This window comes from Streptomyces tibetensis (assembly GCF_040647715.1).
Classification (GTDB): domain Bacteria; phylum Actinomycetota; class Actinomycetes; order Streptomycetales; family Streptomycetaceae; genus Streptomyces; species Streptomyces tibetensis_A.
Map to the genome: position 1 here is coordinate 127,534 of NZ_JBEZCR010000017.1, position 16,549 is coordinate 144,082.

Annotated in this window: 19 protein-coding genes; 8 read left to right on the forward strand and 11 right to left on the reverse strand. The window is 71.8% G+C overall.

The features are described from left to right. Window positions 1-19 precede the first annotated feature (19 nt). The 3 genes from AB0B29_RS34555 to AB0B29_RS34565 form a co-directional block, all read right to left on the reverse strand. Complete coding sequence (locus AB0B29_RS34555; protein WP_362246149.1) at window positions 20-2,362, reverse strand: ATP-binding SpoIIE family protein phosphatase; 2,343 nt, start codon at window positions 2,360-2,362, stop codon at window positions 20-22. 61 nt (window positions 2,363-2,423) lie between these two features. Next, the gene (locus AB0B29_RS34560) at window positions 2,424-2,891 is read right to left on the reverse strand and encodes a peroxiredoxin (protein WP_362246150.1); all 468 of its coding nucleotides are present in this window, start codon (window positions 2,889-2,891) and stop codon (window positions 2,424-2,426) included. Then, window positions 2,888-3,025, reverse strand: coding sequence for a hypothetical protein (locus AB0B29_RS34565; protein WP_362246193.1), 138 nt, complete (start codon window positions 3,023-3,025; stop codon window positions 2,888-2,890). The genes AB0B29_RS34560 and AB0B29_RS34565 overlap by 4 nt, the downstream gene beginning before the upstream one ends. A gap of 141 nt (window positions 3,026-3,166) precedes the next feature. On the opposite strand from AB0B29_RS34565, the gene AB0B29_RS34570 reads away from it, so the two are divergent. After that, a complete protein-coding gene (locus tag AB0B29_RS34570; protein WP_362246152.1) occupies window positions 3,167-3,358 on the forward strand; it encodes a hypothetical protein in 192 nt (63 codons plus the stop codon). A gap of 7 nt (window positions 3,359-3,365) precedes the next feature. Here AB0B29_RS34570 and AB0B29_RS34575 read toward each other — a convergent pair whose 3' ends face one another. Then, window positions 3,366-3,878: a MarR family winged helix-turn-helix transcriptional regulator gene (locus AB0B29_RS34575; protein ID WP_362246154.1), complete on the reverse strand. Its 513-nt coding sequence runs from the start codon at window positions 3,876-3,878 to the stop codon at window positions 3,366-3,368. A gap of 132 nt (window positions 3,879-4,010) precedes the next feature. On the opposite strand from AB0B29_RS34575, the gene AB0B29_RS34580 reads away from it, so the two are divergent. From AB0B29_RS34580 to hemC, 3 genes are all read left to right on the forward strand, one after another. Next, the gene (locus tag AB0B29_RS34580; RefSeq protein WP_362246191.1) at window positions 4,011-4,991 is read left to right on the forward strand and encodes an ATP-dependent DNA ligase; all 981 of its coding nucleotides are present in this window, start codon (window positions 4,011-4,013) and stop codon (window positions 4,989-4,991) included. A gap of 142 nt (window positions 4,992-5,133) precedes the next feature. Beyond that, window positions 5,134-5,910, forward strand: coding sequence for an NPP1 family protein (locus AB0B29_RS34585; protein WP_362246156.1), 777 nt, complete (start codon window positions 5,134-5,136; stop codon window positions 5,908-5,910). 182 nt (window positions 5,911-6,092) lie between these two features. Next, window positions 6,093-7,028 carry a hydroxymethylbilane synthase gene (gene hemC / locus AB0B29_RS34590; protein ID WP_362246158.1) on the forward strand — a complete coding sequence of 312 codons (936 nt, stop codon included), beginning with the start codon at window positions 6,093-6,095 and terminating at the stop codon, window positions 7,026-7,028. 24 nt (window positions 7,029-7,052) lie between these two features. Here hemC and AB0B29_RS34595 read toward each other — a convergent pair whose 3' ends face one another. The 4 genes from AB0B29_RS34595 to AB0B29_RS34610 all read right to left on the reverse strand — a co-directional run bounded on the left by AB0B29_RS34595 (window position 7,053) and on the right by AB0B29_RS34610 (window position 9,980). After that, window positions 7,053-7,574: a hypothetical protein gene (locus tag AB0B29_RS34595; RefSeq protein WP_362246160.1), complete on the reverse strand. Its 522-nt coding sequence runs from the start codon at window positions 7,572-7,574 to the stop codon at window positions 7,053-7,055. Window positions 7,575-7,766: 192 nt separating this feature from the next. Further along, on the reverse strand, window positions 7,767-8,627 hold the full coding sequence (locus AB0B29_RS34600; RefSeq protein ID WP_362246162.1) for an ABC transporter permease: 861 nt from the start codon (window positions 8,625-8,627) through the stop codon (window positions 7,767-7,769). Further along, window positions 8,587-9,528, reverse strand: coding sequence for an ABC transporter ATP-binding protein (locus AB0B29_RS34605; protein ID WP_362246164.1), 942 nt, complete (start codon window positions 9,526-9,528; stop codon window positions 8,587-8,589). The genes AB0B29_RS34600 and AB0B29_RS34605 overlap by 41 nt, the downstream gene beginning before the upstream one ends. Continuing rightward, window positions 9,525-9,980: a MarR family winged helix-turn-helix transcriptional regulator gene (locus AB0B29_RS34610; protein WP_362246166.1), complete on the reverse strand. Its 456-nt coding sequence runs from the start codon at window positions 9,978-9,980 to the stop codon at window positions 9,525-9,527. Before AB0B29_RS34610 ends, AB0B29_RS34605 begins: the two co-directional genes overlap by 4 nt. Window positions 9,981-10,263: 283 nt before the next feature. On the opposite strand from AB0B29_RS34610, the gene AB0B29_RS34615 reads away from it, so the two are divergent. Next, the gene (locus AB0B29_RS34615; RefSeq protein WP_362246168.1) at window positions 10,264-11,055 is read left to right on the forward strand and encodes an RNA polymerase sigma factor SigF; all 792 of its coding nucleotides are present in this window, start codon (window positions 10,264-10,266) and stop codon (window positions 11,053-11,055) included. Window positions 11,056-11,082: 27 nt separating this feature from the next. On the opposite strand, the gene AB0B29_RS34620 is transcribed toward AB0B29_RS34615, so the two are convergent. Beyond that, window positions 11,083-11,403 carry an ANTAR domain-containing protein gene (locus AB0B29_RS34620; RefSeq protein ID WP_362246170.1) on the reverse strand — a complete coding sequence of 107 codons (321 nt, stop codon included), beginning with the start codon at window positions 11,401-11,403 and terminating at the stop codon, window positions 11,083-11,085. A 246-nt stretch (window positions 11,404-11,649) separates the two neighbouring features. Here AB0B29_RS34620 and AB0B29_RS34625 point away from each other — a divergent pair, with 246 nt between their 5' ends. Further along, window positions 11,650-12,453, forward strand: coding sequence for a VOC family protein (locus AB0B29_RS34625; protein WP_362246171.1), 804 nt, complete (start codon window positions 11,650-11,652; stop codon window positions 12,451-12,453). 3 nt (window positions 12,454-12,456) lie between these two features. Here AB0B29_RS34625 and glgX read toward each other — a convergent pair whose 3' ends face one another. Continuing rightward, window positions 12,457-14,610, reverse strand: coding sequence for a glycogen debranching protein GlgX (glgX, locus tag AB0B29_RS34630; protein ID WP_362246173.1), 2,154 nt, complete (start codon window positions 14,608-14,610; stop codon window positions 12,457-12,459). Beyond that, a complete protein-coding gene (locus AB0B29_RS34635) occupies window positions 14,607-15,119 on the reverse strand; it encodes a pep a2 (RefSeq protein ID WP_362246175.1) in 513 nt (170 codons plus the stop codon). The genes glgX and AB0B29_RS34635 overlap by 4 nt, the downstream gene beginning before the upstream one ends. A 362-nt stretch (window positions 15,120-15,481) precedes the next feature. Here AB0B29_RS34635 and AB0B29_RS34640 point away from each other — a divergent pair, with 362 nt between their 5' ends. Both AB0B29_RS34640 and AB0B29_RS34645 read left to right on the forward strand, forming a co-directional pair. Further along, window positions 15,482-15,850, forward strand: coding sequence for a DUF5133 domain-containing protein (locus tag AB0B29_RS34640; protein WP_362246177.1), 369 nt, complete (start codon window positions 15,482-15,484; stop codon window positions 15,848-15,850). Window positions 15,851-15,923: 73 nt separating this feature from the next. Continuing rightward, on the forward strand, window positions 15,924-16,549 hold a 626-nt coding region (locus AB0B29_RS34645; protein WP_362246179.1), incomplete at its 3' end, for a maltotransferase domain-containing protein.

Here is a 16,549-nt window from a genome sequence, read left to right on the forward strand (position 1 = left end):
ACCAGGGCTGCCGGGCCGGTCAGAACTGCGGTGTGAGCGGCTGTTCGCACCAGATGGTCTTGCCCCGGGTGGTCTGCCGGCTGCCCCAGCGCTGGGTGAGCTGGGCGACCAGCAGCAGGCCGCGGCCGCCCTCGTCGTCCTGGTGGGCCCGCCTCAGATGCGGGGAGGTGGAACTGCCGTCCGAGACCTCGCAGATGAGGGTCTGGTCCCGGATCAGGCGGAGCTGGATGGGCGGAGCGCCGTACCGGATGGCGTTGGTGACCAGTTCGCTGACCACGAGTTCGGTGACGAAGGCCGTCTCGTCCAGGCCCCACGCGGTGAGCTGGTCGGTGGCGGCCTGCCGGGTGGCGGCCACCTCCGCGGGGTCGGGCGGGACGTCCCAGGTGGCGACCTGGTCGGCGCCCAGAGCACGGGTCCGGGCCAGCAGCAGGGCCACGTCGTCGCCGGGCTCCTCCGGCAGGACGGCCTTCAGCACGGTGTCGCACAGGGCGTCCAGCGAGTCGGCGGGCACGGTCAGGGCCCGGCACAGTTCGTCGGTGGCGTGGTCGACGTCGCGGTCGCGGCCCTCGACGAGTCCGTCGGTGTAGAGGGCGACGACGGAGCCCTCGGGCAACTGGAGTTCCGTCGCCTCGAACGGCAGCCCTCCCACCCCCAGCGGAGGTCCCGCGCTCATCGGGATCAGCCGGGCGGACCCGTCGGGCAGCACCAGCGCGGGCGCGGGGTGCCCGGCGGCGGCAAGGCTCAGACGGCGTGTGACGGGGTCGTAGACGGCGTACAGGCAGGTCGCGCCGACTTCGGCGACGTCGTCGCCCTGGTCGTCCGAGGCGAGATGGGTGACCAGGTCGTCGAGGTGGGTGAGGAGCTCGTCCGGCGCCAGGTCGACGTCGGCGAGGGTGCGGACGGCGGTGACCAGCCGGCCCATCGTCGCCGTCGAGGGGATGCCGTGCCCCACGACGTCCCCGACGACCAGCGCGACACGGCTGCCGGACAGCGGGATCACGTCGAACCAGTCGCCGCCGATGCCGGCGGCCGAGCCGGAAGGCAGATAGCGGTGGGCGACCTGGACGGCGGCCTGTCCGGGCAGGCCCCTGGGCAGCAGGCTGTGCTGGAGGGCCAGGGCGGTGGTGCGCTCGCGGGCGAAGCGGCGGGCGTTGTCGACGCAGACCGCGGCCCGGCTGGCGAGCTCCTCGGCGAACACGGCGTCGTCGTCGGCGTAGTCGTCGGGCTGTGCCACGCGCACGGCGACGGCGACCCCGAGTGTGGTGCCGCGGGCCCGCAGCGGTACGGCCATCATCGAGTGGACGCCCTGCCGGTAGGGGCGTCCTTGCGGGGCTCGGGAGTTGCGCTCGGCCACCCAGCGCATGAACGCCGGTTCCCCCGCCTGGCTCACGATCGCCCGGCCCTCCCGCATGGCCCGGGCGATGGGCGAGAACGAGGGGTAGACGTCCACTTCCCCGAGGTGAACGGCCGCCTCCGGGGTGCCCTCGGTGACGGAGCCGTGGGCGACCCGCCGCAGCGTGACCTCCTGGACGGGGGCCGTGGGCGCCTCGTCGGAGCCGAGGACCCAGTCGAACAGGTCCACGCTCGCGAAGTCGGCGAACCGGGGCACCACGACGGAGATCAGCTCCTCGGCGGTGCGGATCACGTCCAGGGTGGTGCCGATGCCGGCGGCGGCCTCGTTCAGCAGGGCCAGCCGCTGCCTCGCCCAGTACTGCTCGGTGCTGTCGAAGGCGGCCAGGGCGGTCCCCACGAGCGCGCCGGCGGCGTCCCGCACCGGCCACATCTCGGTGACCCAGGCGTGCTCGCGGTTGAGGGACGGGGCACCGGTGTAGCTCTCGTAGCGCAGCGGCCGGCCGGTCTCGACGACGTGCCGCAGATGCCAGTTGAAGCCCCGGCTGTGCTCCGCCTCCTCCACCGTCTCGGGGAAATGCCGGCCGAGCAGCGTCTCCTCCGATACGCCCATCACATGACAGGCGGCGTCGTTGAGCCGCAGGTAGCGCTGGTTGAGGTCGAAGACGGACATCGACATGGACGCCTGCTGGAAAGCACGGCCGGCGAGGGACGTCTCCCCGCGGCCGGGCGACGCCGCGGTGATCACAAAGCCACCCGCTTGTCCGTCCGGGCCCGTCACGGCGCAGCCTCTGACGCGGAGCCCGACCAGATAGCCCTCGCGGTGCCGCACCATGACGGTGCCCGACAGCGCGGACACCGCCTCGGCCGGCACGTCCTCGGCGAGCAGGTCCCGTACGGGTCGGCCCACGGCCTCCTCGGCCGGGTGGCCGGTCAGCCGCCGGGCACCCTCGCTCCACCCCGTCACCATGCCGCGGGCGTCGATGATCGCAGCAGCGGAGGCGTCCTCCATAGCGTCCAGGATTATCCCTTTGCCGCCCGCTATCAACCGCGGCGGGGCATTCGGGACCGTGTCAGGCGCGCTGGGCGCGCAGCGCGGTGAGGGCCCGGTCGGCGTGTGCGTTCATGCGCAGTTCGCTGCGGACCACGTCGAGGACGGTGCGGTCCTGCGCTATGACGAACGTGGTGCGCTTGGTGGGCGCCGGCGAGAAGCCGCGCTTCACACCGAACCGCTCGCGGACCGCACCGTCGGCGTCGGACAGCAGCGGCATGCCCAGGCCGTGCCGTCCGGCGAACTCCTGCTGCCGTTCGACGGGGTCGCCGCTGATGCCGACGGGGCGTGCTCCCACGGCGGCGAATTCGGCGGCCAGGTCGCGGAAGTGGCAGGCCTGGGCCGTGCAGCCGGGGGTCAGGGCGGCCGGATAGAAGAAGAGCACGACCGGGCCCTCGGCGAGCAGCGCGGACAGGCTGCGGACGGTGCCGGTCTCGTCGGGCAGGGCGAAGTCCTCGACCGTGTCCCCGGTCTCCACACGCGCGCTCACGACCTGCCCTCCGCGTTCCGGGCCACGCCGCGGGCCCAGAGCACGAGGGGCACCTGCAGGGGCAGGCGTCCGAAGGCGGCGGCCTTCTGCGGGGCGGGGCGGTGGCGCAGGGGCGAGCGTTCGGACCGGGACACGGTTCCTCCTCTGAAGACCTGCTGCGCATTATTACCGGTCGGTAGACAGGCCACTTCACCGGGTCCCGGGAGCGCCGGCGACGGCGGCCCGGCGTACCCCGGCCTGCGGGAACCGCGAACGGGGTCACGCTGGGCCTGACCGTGAGCGTCGGCGGCCTCACGGCCCCCGCGCCCGGAGCACCGGCCGGCGCGACGTCCCTGCGGTCGGCCCTGCTGCCGCTCGTCGCGCTGCCGGCGCTGGGCCGGCTGATGCTGTGCGGCCTGCGCGAACCGGCGTCACCGGCAGCGGCCGATGCCGTGCGGGCGGATGCGCGCGATGCGGCCGCACAGTGACCGGGAATCAGGCCGAGCCGTCCGGAGCAGCCTGAGGTTCGCCCTCGTCGTCGGCGTAGGCGAGGAAGTCGTCGACCATGCGGTGGAACAGCGTGGCGAGCTGCCGCAGCTCGTCGGGCGACCACTCCGACAGCGCCATCTGCATGCCGCGAACCCCGGCCTCGCGGACCCTGGCGATGGCCTCGCCGCCGGCGTCGGTGAGTTCGATGCGCTGGGCTCGGCGGTCGTCCGGGTCGGGGACGCGGGTGACGTACCCGGACTTCTGCAACTGCTGCACCGTGCGCGTGACGTGCGAGGCCTCCACGCCCAGCCGCACGGCGAGCTCCCCCGGCCGCAGCGGCTCGGAGTCGGCGATCTGTCGCAGCAGCGCCACGGCGGCGCGGTCCAGCGGCACCCCCGCCAGGGCCATCAGCCGCTCGTGCCGGCGGGCGCGGGTGCTCAGGTAGGTGATGCGGGTGAGCGCCCGCTCGATGTCGATCACTTCCGGGGAGGGGACGCCGGGGAGCGGTGGTGTGGACATGAGCACACGGTATCATCTCGTTGCGTAAGTCAAGTAAATCGGGGGCCGGCGCACCTGCCGCGGTCGGCGCCGTTCAGGGGAAACAGCCGGAGAACACGCGTGAGGACCGGCCGGTTCGTCGACACCTCACCCGTGGACCTGCCGCTGATCCCGCCCATGCTCGCCACGTCCGGCGCCCTGCCGCCCGCCGCGCAGGACGCCCGGTGGGCCTACGAGACCAAGCAGGACGGCCAGCGCGTGGTGGTCTACCTGCCCGGGGACGGCAGCGTGCTGCTGCGCGCCCGATCCGGTGACGACATCACCGCCGCCTACCCGGAGCTCCGGCCGCTGGGCACCGCCCTCGGCACCACGGCCGCCGTACTGGACGGCGAGATCATGGCCCTGGACGCCGAGGGGCGCGCCAGCTTCCAGTTGCTGCAGTCCCGGATGGGCCTGGCCCACGCGCCCGCCAGGGCGGCGCGGCGGGCGGCGGAGGTCCCGGTCCACCTCGTGCTGTTCGACGTGATGCACCTGGCGAACCACTCGCTCCTGCGGCTCCCCTACGCACGCCGCCGCACGACGCTGGAGGACCTCGGCCTCGCCGGACCCTCGTGGTCGACCCCGCGGGCGCTCGTCGGCCACGGCGCCGAGGCCCTGCGGGCCACCCGGGAGCACGGCCTGGAGGGCCTGGTCTGCAAGCGGCTGGACTCCGTGTACGAACCGGGGACCCGCTCCCGGGCCTGGATCAAGATCCGCAACATGCGCACCGAGGACGTCCTGGTCGGCGGCTGGCAGCCCGGAAGGGGACGACTCACCGGCCTGCCGGGCGCGGTACTGGTCGGGCAGCGCACCGCGGGACGGCTGCGCTACGTCGGCAGCGTGGGCACGGGCTGGAGCGAGGCCGAACGCACGGAGCTCGCCGCGCTGTTGCTGGCCGCCGCGACCGGTGCCTGCCCCTTCGACCCCGCCCCGCGCGCTCCGGGGGCGCGCTGGGTCGTACCCCGCCTGGTCGGCGAGGTCCGCTACAGCACCCGCACCCGGGAGGGGATGCTGCGGCAGCCGTCCTGGCTGCGGCTCCGGCCCGACCTGGCACCTGAGGACGCCGCGGCGGACATCCCGGACGACCTGGTCTGAAACGACGGCCGGTGGCCAACTGTTGGGCTGCGATTCACTGTTGAGATCCTCCGCCCCTCTTGGCATGGACGCGTTCAACCTGGAAGCTGAACCTCCCTTTCCCCCACAGCCGTTGGGCTGCGCCCGGACCGAGGAGGACGCAGTGTCGTCACGCCCGTTCGCCCACCACCGCAGGAGATGGCTCACCGGAGCAGCCGGTGCCGCCGCCCTCGTCCTCGCGGTACCCGCCACGGCCCACGCCGCCCCGCCCTCGGCACTGCCCGCCAACGCGGACACACTGGAGAAGACCTACCAGCCCGCCTACGACTACGACACCGACGGCTGTTACTCCACGCCCGCGATCGGCCCCGACGGCACCGTGAACGGCGGGCTCAACCCGACCGGCGCCCTGAACGGCAACTGCCGGGACGCCTCGGACCTCGACAACACCAACGGCTACGCCCGCTCCAAGTGCAACAACGGCTGGTGCGCCGTCCTGTACGCCCTCTACTTCGAGAAGGACCAGGCCGTGGCCGGCAGCAGCATCGGCGGCCATCGGCACGACTTCGAGCACGTCGCGGTGTTCGTGCAGGACAACCAGGTCAAGTACGCGTCGACGTCCAACCACGGCGGGTTCACCGTGCACGCGGCGTCCGCCATCCGCTTCGACGGCACGCACGCGAAGATCGTCTACCACAAGGACGGCGTCAGTACCCACTGCTTCCGCGCCGCGAACGCGAACGACGAGCCGCCGGAGAACCACAAGCACACCTGGCAGTACCCGGCGCTGGTCGGCTGGAACGGCTACCCGGCCGGGGTGCGCGACAAGCTCACGTCGTACGACTTCGGCAGCGCCAACTTCGGCCTGAAGGACGGCAACTTCGCCGACCACCTCGCCAAGGCCAAGCCCTCCGGCATCGCCTTCGACCCGTACGGGTGACGCGCCCGGTGCGGCCGGGGCCCCCGGGCCTCCGGCCGCACCCGGCTCGGGCCCGCGCCGCCGCTCGGGGAGGGCGGCGCCGTACCGCGGGGAGATCCACTCGTGCCGAACTGACGTACGCCGCCCGGCGGTCGGGGGAGGTACGGCACGAACGTCCCCGCGAGAGGGTCTATCGTGTCCGCATGGCCGTCCCCGAACTGATTCGCATCGTCTCCCGCGACTCCCCCATGGCGCTCGCCCAGGTGGAGCGCGTGCGGGCCGAGTTGGCCGCCGTCCATCCCGGAGTGCGCACCGAGGTCGTTCCGGTGAAGACCACCGGCGACAAGTGGATGGGCGATCTGTCCCAGGTCGAGGGCAAGGGCGCGTTCACCAAGGAGGTCGACGCGGCGCTGCTGGCCGGCGAGGCCGACCTCGCCGTGCACTGCGTGAAGGACGTGCCCGCCGACCGCCCGCTCCCGGCGGGGACGGTGTTCGCCGCGTTCCTGAAGCGGGACGACATCCGCGACGCCCTGATCCACCCGGGCGGGCTCACCCTCGACGAACTGCCGGCCGGGACCCGGATCGGCACCTCCTCGGTGCGCCGCGTCGCGCAGCTGGCCGCCACGCACCCCCACCTGCAGTGCGTGCCGTTCCGGGGCAACGCCAACAAGCGACTCGCGAAGCTGGCCGCAGGGGAGGCCGACGCCCTGCTGCTCGCGGTCTCCGGCCTGGAGCGCATCGGCCGTGAGGACGTGATCAGCGAGATCCTCTCGACGGAGACGATGATGCCGCCCATCGGCGCGGGCGTGCTGGCGCTGCAGTGCCGTGAGGACGACGCCGCGCTGATCGACGCGGTGAGCGGTCTCGGCGACCCGGACACCTACCGGGAGACCACTGCCGAGCGCATGTTCCTGCATGTGCTGCAGGGGCACTGCAACAGCCCCATCGCCGGGTTCGCGCAGGTGGACCGCAGTGGTGAACTCTCCCTGCGGGCCTGCGTGTTCACCCCGGACGGCAAGACGCGGCTCAACGCCCACGAGTGGGCGGGCCGACTCGACCCGGCCACGCTGGGCACCTCGGTCGCCGTGGCCCTGCTGCGTCAGGGTGCCCGCGAAATCATCGACGGCATCCCGCACTGACCCCCACGACACCCTGACGCCGGATCAGGCGGTGCCTTCCTCCGCCTGATCCCGCAGGAAGACGCTCACCTGGTGCGCCAGGCTGTCCCGCACCCCGCCCTGCTGACCGCCGGCGGCCCCCTCGTGCGCGCCGATGCCGCCCGACCAGAGCCGGCGGTCGGTCCACTCCTCCTCGACCCGCAACTGCACCTGGACGTCCACCAGACTCAGGGACGCCTCGGCGCCGGCCGCGTACAGCACGGCGGTGGCCCGGCGCAGCGGGTAGACGTCGAAGCCCTCGATGAACTGCGAGTTGCGCCAGTCGATGAAGGCGCTCTCGCCGTCCGGACCGAGGCGGACGTCGATCTGGCCGTCCTCCAGGTGCACGCCGAGGTGACGGCTGCCGCGGTTCTCGACCGTCACGCGGAGGCAGAAGTACGTCAGCCCCTCGGCGGCGTCGTCCCGGCCGCGGGGCGGCTCGGCAGCTTCCAGACGGTGGACGCGGACCCGCAGACCGGCATGCTCGTCGTACTCCTGCCAGTCCCCGACCACGTTCGGCTCGTACACGCTGCACCCTCTCGACCTCTGGAAGCTGCTTCCTATCTGTGGTCTCAGCGCACTGTCAAATGAGCAGAATGCGCTGTGGCCTGGCAGTTCATCCTTTTTGATCGGTGATCAAGCCGTGCCCAGCGGTTATCCGGAAAGAGGGGGAGAAAGCGCTTGCCCGGGCGTGCCGCACATCACTTCCAGGAGTGAAGATCAACGGGCCAGACGGCCCAGCAGGGCCGAGGCCGCGGTGACGCCGAGTGCGGCGGCCAGGCACAGCACCGCGAAGTCGGACGCCAGATGGTGGGGCGTGCCGAGGAGGAGGCCGCGCAGGGCGTCCACCTCGTAGCTGAGCGGGTTGGCCTTGCTGACGGCCTGGAGCCAGCCCGGCATCACGGACACCGGATACAGGGCGTTGGAGCCGAAGAACAGCGGCATGGTGATCGCCTGCCCGATGCCCATGAGCCGGTCACGGCTGAGGACGATGCCGGCGATGGTCATCGACAGACAGGAGAAGAAGGCCGAGCCGAGGACGACGATCGCGGCGACGGCGAGCAGCTTGAGCGGGTTCCAGGTCAGGGCGACGCCGAGCAGCGCCGCGATGAGCAGCACCACGACGGCCTGGACGAGCGACTTCACCCCGGCCGCGAAGGCCTTTCCGGTGATCAGGGCCGACCGCGGAGTCGGGGTGACGAGGAGCTTGTTGAGGACCCCGGCGTCGCGCTCCCAGATGATCTGGATGCCGTAGAAGATGGCGATGAACATCGCGGACTGGGCGATGATGCCGGGCGCCAGGTAGTCGACGTAGGGGAGGCCGCCGGTGGGGATCGCCTTGATGCGGGTGAAGGTCTGACCGAAGATCAGCAGCCAGAGGGCCGGCTGGACCGCGCGGGTGTACAGCTCGGTGCGGTCGTGGCGCAGCTTCTGCAGTTCGACCGCGCACATCGCGCCGACGCGGGCGGGCAGCAGCCGCCAACCGGCTCGGGGCGCCGGGGGTTTGAGCAGCAGGTCGATGCCGTGGGCGCGGGCGGGGTCAGCCGACACGGCGCGCGGTGCGGCGGGTGCTTCGGACATCGCGGAAATCTCCTGCCTCGTCGTCGAGACCGCTGCCGGCCACGTCCCGGAAGACGTCCTCCAGCGTCGGCAGCGGGTTCTGGGCGGCGCCCGCGGCGCGGCGGCGGGCGCCGAGCCCCTCCCGGAGTTCGGCCGGGGTGCCGAGGGCCCGGATCCGGCCGCGGTGCATCAGGGCGACCCGGTCGCAGTACTGGTCGGCCTCGTCCATGTAGTGGGTGGTCACCAGCACGGTCATGCCGGTGGCCCGGCGGACGGCGCCGATGTGCTCCCACACGCCGGTGCGGGCGATGGGGTCCAGGCCGATCGTGGGCTCGTCGAGGATCAGCAGTCGCGGGGCGCTGACCAGCGCCTGGGCGAGTTCGAGCCGGCGGACCATGCCGCCCGAGTACGTGGCGGCCAGCCGGTCGGCGGCGTCGGCGAGGTCGACGGCTGCCAGGGCCTGGGCGACGCGCTCGGCGCGTTCGGCGCGGGACACGTCGAAGACCCGGGCGAACAGGGCGACGTTCTCCCGTCCGGTGAGTCCGGCGTCCGCGGACAGTTGCTGCGGTACGTAGCCGAGCAGGCGGCGTACGGCCATGCGGTCCCCGGCCGCGTCGTGGCCGAAGACGCGGACCATGCCGGCGGGCACGGGCAGCAGGGTGGTGATGCAGCGGATGGCGGTGGTCTTGCCCGCGCCGTTGGGCCCGAGCAGGCCGAAGACCTCGCCCTGCCGGACGGTGAGGTCGAGTCCGTCGACGGCGTTGGTGTCGCCGAAGGCGTAGGCGAGCCCGGTACAGGCGACGGCGTCGGCCCGTGGGACGGTCTCGTCGATCCGGGGGCCGGGCCCGTCGGCCCGGGGATCGGGCGGGTCGACTTCGGCCGTGGGCCCGTCGGCCCGGGATGGGGCGGTGTCCCTCGTCATGAGTCCTCGGCCTCCTCGTGCAGGGTGTCGGCCAGCTTGCGCAGGGCCGGGATCGCCGCGTGCAGCGCCTGGCGGTCCGCTTCGTCGAGGCGCGCCACCTGGCGGCGTACGAGCTCGGCGCGGAGCCTGCGCCACTCCCCCAGCCGCGCCTCGGCGGCCGGGGTGGGCAGCAGCCGGGCCGCCCGTCGATCGGCGGGGTCGGTCTCGCGGACCAGGTAGCCGGCCCCTGCCAGCTGGTTGACCAGGGTGGACACCGAGTTGGCCGCCAGCCCGAGGTCCTTGGCCGCGTCGGAGATGCCGACGCCGGGCCGTGCCACGACCAGGCGCAGCAGTTCCACTTCGGCACCGCGCAGCCGCGGGTCGGGCATCTGCCGCCGCAGGCGCCGGCGGATCAGCCGCTGGACCCCGACGAGCGCGTCGGCCAGCTCTTCGGGGAAGGTCTCCAGCTCCATGCCGCCGAGATTAGCTCTGTAACAGAGCTAATTGGTCCAAGGCGAGGTCAAGAGAGGTCAAGAGGGGTCAAGAGACGCACTTGGAAGGGCAGCGACCTCGAGAGTGCCCGCGTCGCGCCCGCATCCCTCAAATGCCGTATTGTCTGAATTGTCAGTGCTTCGGACAGGAGGCACGTATGTGGGGAGCCGGCCGCCCGGACTCCCGGTGTTTTGCGTGACGTCCGAGGCCGCGCTTCCCACGGTGTCTGTCCCCATTCAGCACCTGCTCAGGGAGGTGCGCACCATGCGTATCGCCGGCAGCACCCGAACGCACCCCCACGACGACGCCCCCGACACCGCGGCGGCGTTCGCGCGTCTCGCGCAGCTGCCCGAAGGGTCCGAGCGCAAGGCCCTGCGGGACGAGCTGGTCGAGGCCTGGCTTCCCATGGCCGAGCGGATCGCCGTCCGTTTCCGGGGCCGTGGCGAGTCCCTCGAGGACCTCTACCAGGTGGCCGCCCTGGGCCTCGTGAAGGCGGTCGACCACTACGACCCGGCCCGCGGCAACGCCTTCGAGGCGTACGCGGTACCGACGGTCACCGGCGAGATCAAGCGCCACTTCCGTGACCACATGTGGACACTGCACGTGCCCCGCCGGGTCCAGGACCTTCGCAACCGGGTGCGGCACGCCGCCAAGGAACTGTCGCAGACCACCCCGGGGCGCGCCCCCACGGTCGCCGAGATCGCCGAATTCGCCCAGCTCACCGACGGTGAGGTGCGCACCGGCATGGAGGCCCTGGAGTGCTTCTCCGCGTTGTCGCTGGAGGCGGAGATGCCCGGGACCGACGGCTACGCCCTCGGGGACGCGATCGGCGGGCCCGACCCGGCCTTCGACATCGTCGTCAACCGGGTGGCCGTCCGGCCCTGCCTCGAGGCGCTGCCGGAGCGCGAACGGATCATCCTCTATCTGCGATTCTTCAAGGGCATGACGCAGAGCCGTATCGCCGAACAGCTCGGCATCTCGCAGATGCACGTCTCCCGGTTGCTCAGCAGTTGCTTCGCCCATCTGCGTGAGGAACTGCTCACCGAGGCCCGCTGACGCGCGGGCGTCCGCTGCCGCCGGGGATCACACCTCCGGCGGCGATCCGGGGATCTGCGTCGGTCCGGCGCGGTCGAGGGCGTCCTCCAGCACGGCCCGGATCTCCTCGGGCATCACGCCCGTGCGCCCCCAGACGAGGATCAATTCGGCCACGTTGCGCAGCTTGATGTTGGTGTGCTGGGAGACCTCCTTCAGCACGGCCCACCCCCGGTCGGGGGAGATCCGGCCGAGTACCACCACCATCCCGATCGCCTGGTCCACGACGGCGTGGGAGACGACCGCCTCCTGCAGCTGCTGGACCTGCTCCTGAAGTTCGAGGATCCGGTCCGAGCCCCCGTCCGTGGGCATGGTCACCTCCGGGTGCGGTGCGCCGCTGCGCCGGAGGTCCCACGGGATGCTTGAGTACCTTGACGCAGTGTCCGACCCATCCATCGTCGTCACTCGGCCCGCCCGGTGCCACCGGGGCGGACCAGGCGGGATACCGTTTCGGCGCCCTCGCCGGGGTACTCGGCAGGCGCCCACAGCGGTTCCGGTTGGACACTGGTGTCAATCCTCCGGTGGCTGCCAGGCCGACGAGATCAGGACGCGACTGCCATGAACCACGACATGCCCACCTCCTCCGGCACGAAGGACGTCGTCTCATCACACTCCGTGTTCGGCGCACCCTGCTGGGTGAGCCTGACCAGCCGGGACGTCAAGGCGACGGAGGAGTTCTACGGGGCCGTGCTGGGCTGGCAGTGGCGGCCGGCCAAGCTGGGCGACCGGTTCCGGATCGCACTGGTGGACGGCTCGCCGGTGGCCGGCATCGCGGGAGTGGCGACCATGTGGCAGATGGCGGTGGCGTGGACGCCGTACTTCGCGGTGCGCAGCGCGGACGAAGCGGTGGCGCGGGTGCAGGAGCGGATGGGGACGGTCGCGGTCGGGCCGATCTCCCTGCCGCCGGGGCGGGCGGCGCTGCTGGCCGACCGGGACGGGGCGACCTTCGGCATCTGGGAGGGCGACCTGTTCACCGACTGGGAGACCTGGCGCCACGCGCAGCCGGCCTTCATCACGCTCCACACCCGGGACGCCTTCGACGCGGCGATCTTCTACGGCGAGATCCTCGAGTGGGCGACCCAGCGGCCGGGCTGCTGCGAGGTCCACTACGAGGGCGGGGAGGTCGTGCTGCGCAGCCGTGGGGACGTGGTGGCCCGGATCGAGTCGGGGGCCCTGGAGGCGGCCCCCGACCCCGCGATCCGGCCGCACTGGCAGGTCCACTTCTCCGTCGACGACGTGGAGGCCTGCGCCCGTGCGGCGGAACTCCACGGCGGCAGTGTCCTGTCCAAGGGCAGCGACGAGGCGGTGCTGCGCGACCACGACGGCGCGCAGTTCACGGTGACCACGCGCCGCGACCGCTGACGGTCACTCCCGCTCGCATGACGCCCGTGACGGCCGGGACAGCAGAACCAGGCTGCGGGCGTCGACGGTGAGGTCCGTCCCGGGCTTGTGCTCGGACTCGTCGGGGGCAGCCTCCGGGTCGGACGTGTCGATGAGCGCCTTCCAGCGTTCGCCGTAGGCGGCGCTCGGGAGACGGAAGTCGACCGGTTCCCAGTGGCTGTTGAGAAGCAGCAGGAACGAGTCGTCGACGACCGGGCGCCCCCGGGGATCGGGTTCGGCGATGGCGTCGCCGTTGAGGAAGACGCCGACGGAGTGCGCGTCACCGCGCTGCCAGTCGTCGTCGGTCATCTCGCGGGCGTCGGGCGCCAGCCACACCAGGTCGGGCAGCGGCTGGTCCGCCCGGGTCAGGGTCTCGCCGAGGAAGAAGCGGCGCCGGCGCAGCACGGGATGTCCCGTACGCAGCCGGATGACGTACCGGGTGAACTCCAGCAGATCGCGCTGCTCCTCGGTGAGCCGCCAGTCGATCCAGGAGATCTCGTTGTCCTGGCAGTAGGCGTTGTTGTTGCCGCCCTGGGTGCGCCCGAGTTCGTCCCCGTGGGAGAGCATCGGGATGCCCTGGGACAGCAGCAGCGTGGCGAGGAGGTTGCGCTGCTGACGCGCGCGCAGTTCCAGCACGGCCGGGTTGCGGGTCGCCCCCTCGGCGCCGCAGTTCCAGGACCGGTTGGTGCTCTCGCCGTCCTGGTTGTCCTCGCCGTTGTCCTCGTTGTGCTTGTCGTTGTAGGACACGAGGTCGCGCAGGGTGAAGCCGTCGTGCGCGGTGACGAAGTTGACGCTGGCGCGGGGCCGGCGCCTGCTGTGCTGGTACAGGTCGGAGGAGCCCGTGAGCCGGGAGGCGAGCTCACCGAGGGTGTGGTCCTCGCCGCGCCAGAAGTCCCGGACCGCGTCGCGGTACATGCCGTTCCACTCCGACCACAGCGGCGGGAAGTTGCCGACCTGGTAGCCGCCCTCGCCGACGTCCCAGGGCTCGGCGATCAGCTTGACGCGGCTGATCACGGGGTCCTGCTGGATGAGGTCGAAGAACGCCGACAGCCGGTCCACCTCGTGGAACTGCCGGGCCAGCGTCGCCGCGAGGTCGAAGCGGAAGCCGTCGACGCGCATCTCGGTCACCCAGTACCGCAGCGAGTCCATGATCAACTGGAGGACGTAGGGGTGGCGCATCAGCAGGCTGTTGCCGGTGCCGGTGGTGTCGTAGTAGTGCTCCCAGTCGCCGTCGACCAGGCGGTAGTACGAGCAGTTGTCGATGCCGCGGAAGGACAGCGTGGGTCCCATCTCGTTGCCCTCGGCGGTGTGGTTGTAGACCACGTCGAGGATCACTTCGAGACCGGCCGCGTGCAGGGTCTTCACCATCTGCTTGAACTCGGCGACCTGCTCGCCGCGCGTGCCGTGCGCGGCGTAGCCGTTGTGGGGCGCGAAGAAGCCGATGGTGTTGTAGCCCCAGTAGTTGGCCAGTCCGCGATCGTGCAACACCCCGTCGTGGACGAACTGGTGGACCGGCATCAGCTCCACGGCGGTGACGCCCAGGGAGGTCAGGTGCTCGACGGCCGCGGGGTGGGCCAGCCCTGCGTAGGTACCGCGGAGTTCCTCGGGCACCTCGGGATGGGTGCGGGTCATGCCCTTGACGTGGGCCTCGTAGATCACCGTGTCGGCGTAGGGCCTGCCGGGCCGCGTGTCGCCGCCCCAGTCGAAGGCCGGATCGGTCACCACGCCGAGCATCGTGTGCCCGGCGCTGTCGGACGGGTCGGGGCCGCCGGGGTTGCGCTCGTAGAGCGAGGGATGGTTGTCGATCTGCCCGTCCACCGCTCGGGCGTACGGGTCGAGCAGCAGTTTCGCCGGGTTGCAGCGGTGACCCGCGGCCGGGGCCCACGGCCCGTGTACGCGGTACCCGTAGCGCTGGCCGGGACCGACGCCGGGGAGGTAGCCGTGCCACACGAAGCCGTCGACCTCGTTCAGCGGCACCTGGGTGTGGGTGCCGTCGTCGTCGACCAGGACCAGCTCGACGCGTTCGGCGACCTCGCTGAACAACGCGAAGTTGGTGCCCTCCCCGTCGTAGTCCGCCCCCAGAGGGTAGGGGCGCCCGCCCCAGGCGGACGCCCCTTTCCGTGACGGCCGGCGCGTCACCGGGCGTCCTGCAGGACGTCGGCCGGGGTGCTGGACGGCCCGGCCAGCTGCGCGACCCGCTCCTCGCGGGGCACGTCGAGGCCCTCGCTCTCGCGCGGCGCGGGCGCCGTCGGTACCAGCGGGACGCGTTCCCCGGCGCGGGCGCGCTGCGAGAACCAGATGACCTTGCTGCCGGTCTCGGTGGCGCAGCAACCCCAGCCGTCGCTCATCGCCGCGAGGTGCTCCAGGCACCCGCGCAGCTCCTGGTCCGGGCGCAGGGCGCGGTCGTTGTCCCCGATGGCGGTGATCAGGTGCTGCCCGTTCCACCACATCTCGATCGACGTGTTCTTGTCCGTGGCGTGTTCGTCGATGGCCTCGAGCAGCATCTCGGCACCGCCGCAGACGGGCTGGATCAGGTTGTCCAGGTCCCAGAACCTCAGGTGAGCGGCCAGAATGCGGCTGACCTGTCCCACCCGTTCAGGGCTGACTTCCACGTCGAGGTGGTAGTAGCAGGGCACTGCGGTCTTCATCGTTCGGCTCCTCACCGCGAAGCTCGGTTCCTTCTCGCTCCCGCGGTCCTGCGGGGCGAGCCCCGAACACGGAACGTGAGCATCCATCGCTTCTGAGTCACAATCAGCCTGAGGGTGATAGCCCGTTCGTGCAACACGAGCGCACAGCTGAGGCTGCCGTACACACAAGTGAGCACCTCTGGGTGGCCCGAACGGCCCAAGGACATCGCTACTGGTTGAAGTTCCAACAAGACGCTGCGTCGCCCCGCGTGCACCATGTGTGAAGAACTCGATCGCCGTCACGGGTCCGTGTCGCTGTGCGCACGGCCGCCGTCCGACCGTCGGGAGAACGTGCCCCTCGAGCCCGAAAGGTGATCGGCGCCATGCTGCTACCCGCCAAAGCCGAAGTCGCCCGGCAGTTGCGGCGTTACCGGGCCTGGGAACGCGTGATGCTCGCGGCGCCGAACGACCGCACGGTGCGCACCACGTTCGAGGACTCCGGCTACACGCTCTGTGTGCTCATGGGCAAACGCTGCGCTCGGGAGGCCGCGGACGCGGCCGAGCGGTACCTGCGCACGAACCACGTCACCTACCTGCAGGAACAGCAGATCACCTGCCTCCAGGAGCAGCACGTCACCTGTCTGCAGGAACCCGGCGAACGGCCTCGTCCGGCCACGGCCGTCCGACGCAGACCGTCGGCGGCGGAACGGAGATCCCCTGCTGCCGAGCGCCGATCCCCGGCGGGAAGGTAACGGCCTTTCGCACACCCCGTCCCCCGGCCGGGCCCTGCGGCCCGGCTTTTCGAGCACGCTGGAGGTGAGGACCATGAGAAGGACCCGGGCCATCGGCCGCATCCCGGTACGGGACGTCCGCCCGGCCGTGGAGAGCGGCAACCGGCCGGCGAAGGCGGTCGTGGGTGAGACGTTCGAGGTCACCGCCACCGTGTTCCGGGAGGGGCACGACGCGGTGGCCGCCAATGTCGTCCTGAAGGACCCCGAAGGGCGTTCCGGGCCGTGGACGCCGATGCGCGAGCTCGCCCCCGGCAGCGACCGCTGGGGCGCCGAGGTCACCGCGCACGCCGTCGGCCAGTGGTCGTACCGGGTGGAGGCCTGGAGCGATCCGGTGGCCACCTGGCGCCACACGGCGGGCGTGAAGATCCCGGCAGGCATCGACCCGGGCCTGGTGCTGGAAGAGGGCGCGGAACTGTACGAGCGGGCAGCGGCCGGCGTGCCGAAGGGAGCCGGCCGCACCGTGCTGCTCACGGCGGCGAAGACCCTGCGCGACGACTCGCAGTCCGCGGCGGCTCGGCTGGCGGCGGCGCTGACGCCGGAGGTGGACGCGGTCCTGGCCCGGCACCCGCTGCGGGACCTGGTCACCAGCAGCGAACCCCTGCCCCTGCTCGTGGAGCGGGAGCGGGCCCTGTACGGCTCCTGGTACGAGTTCTTCCCCCG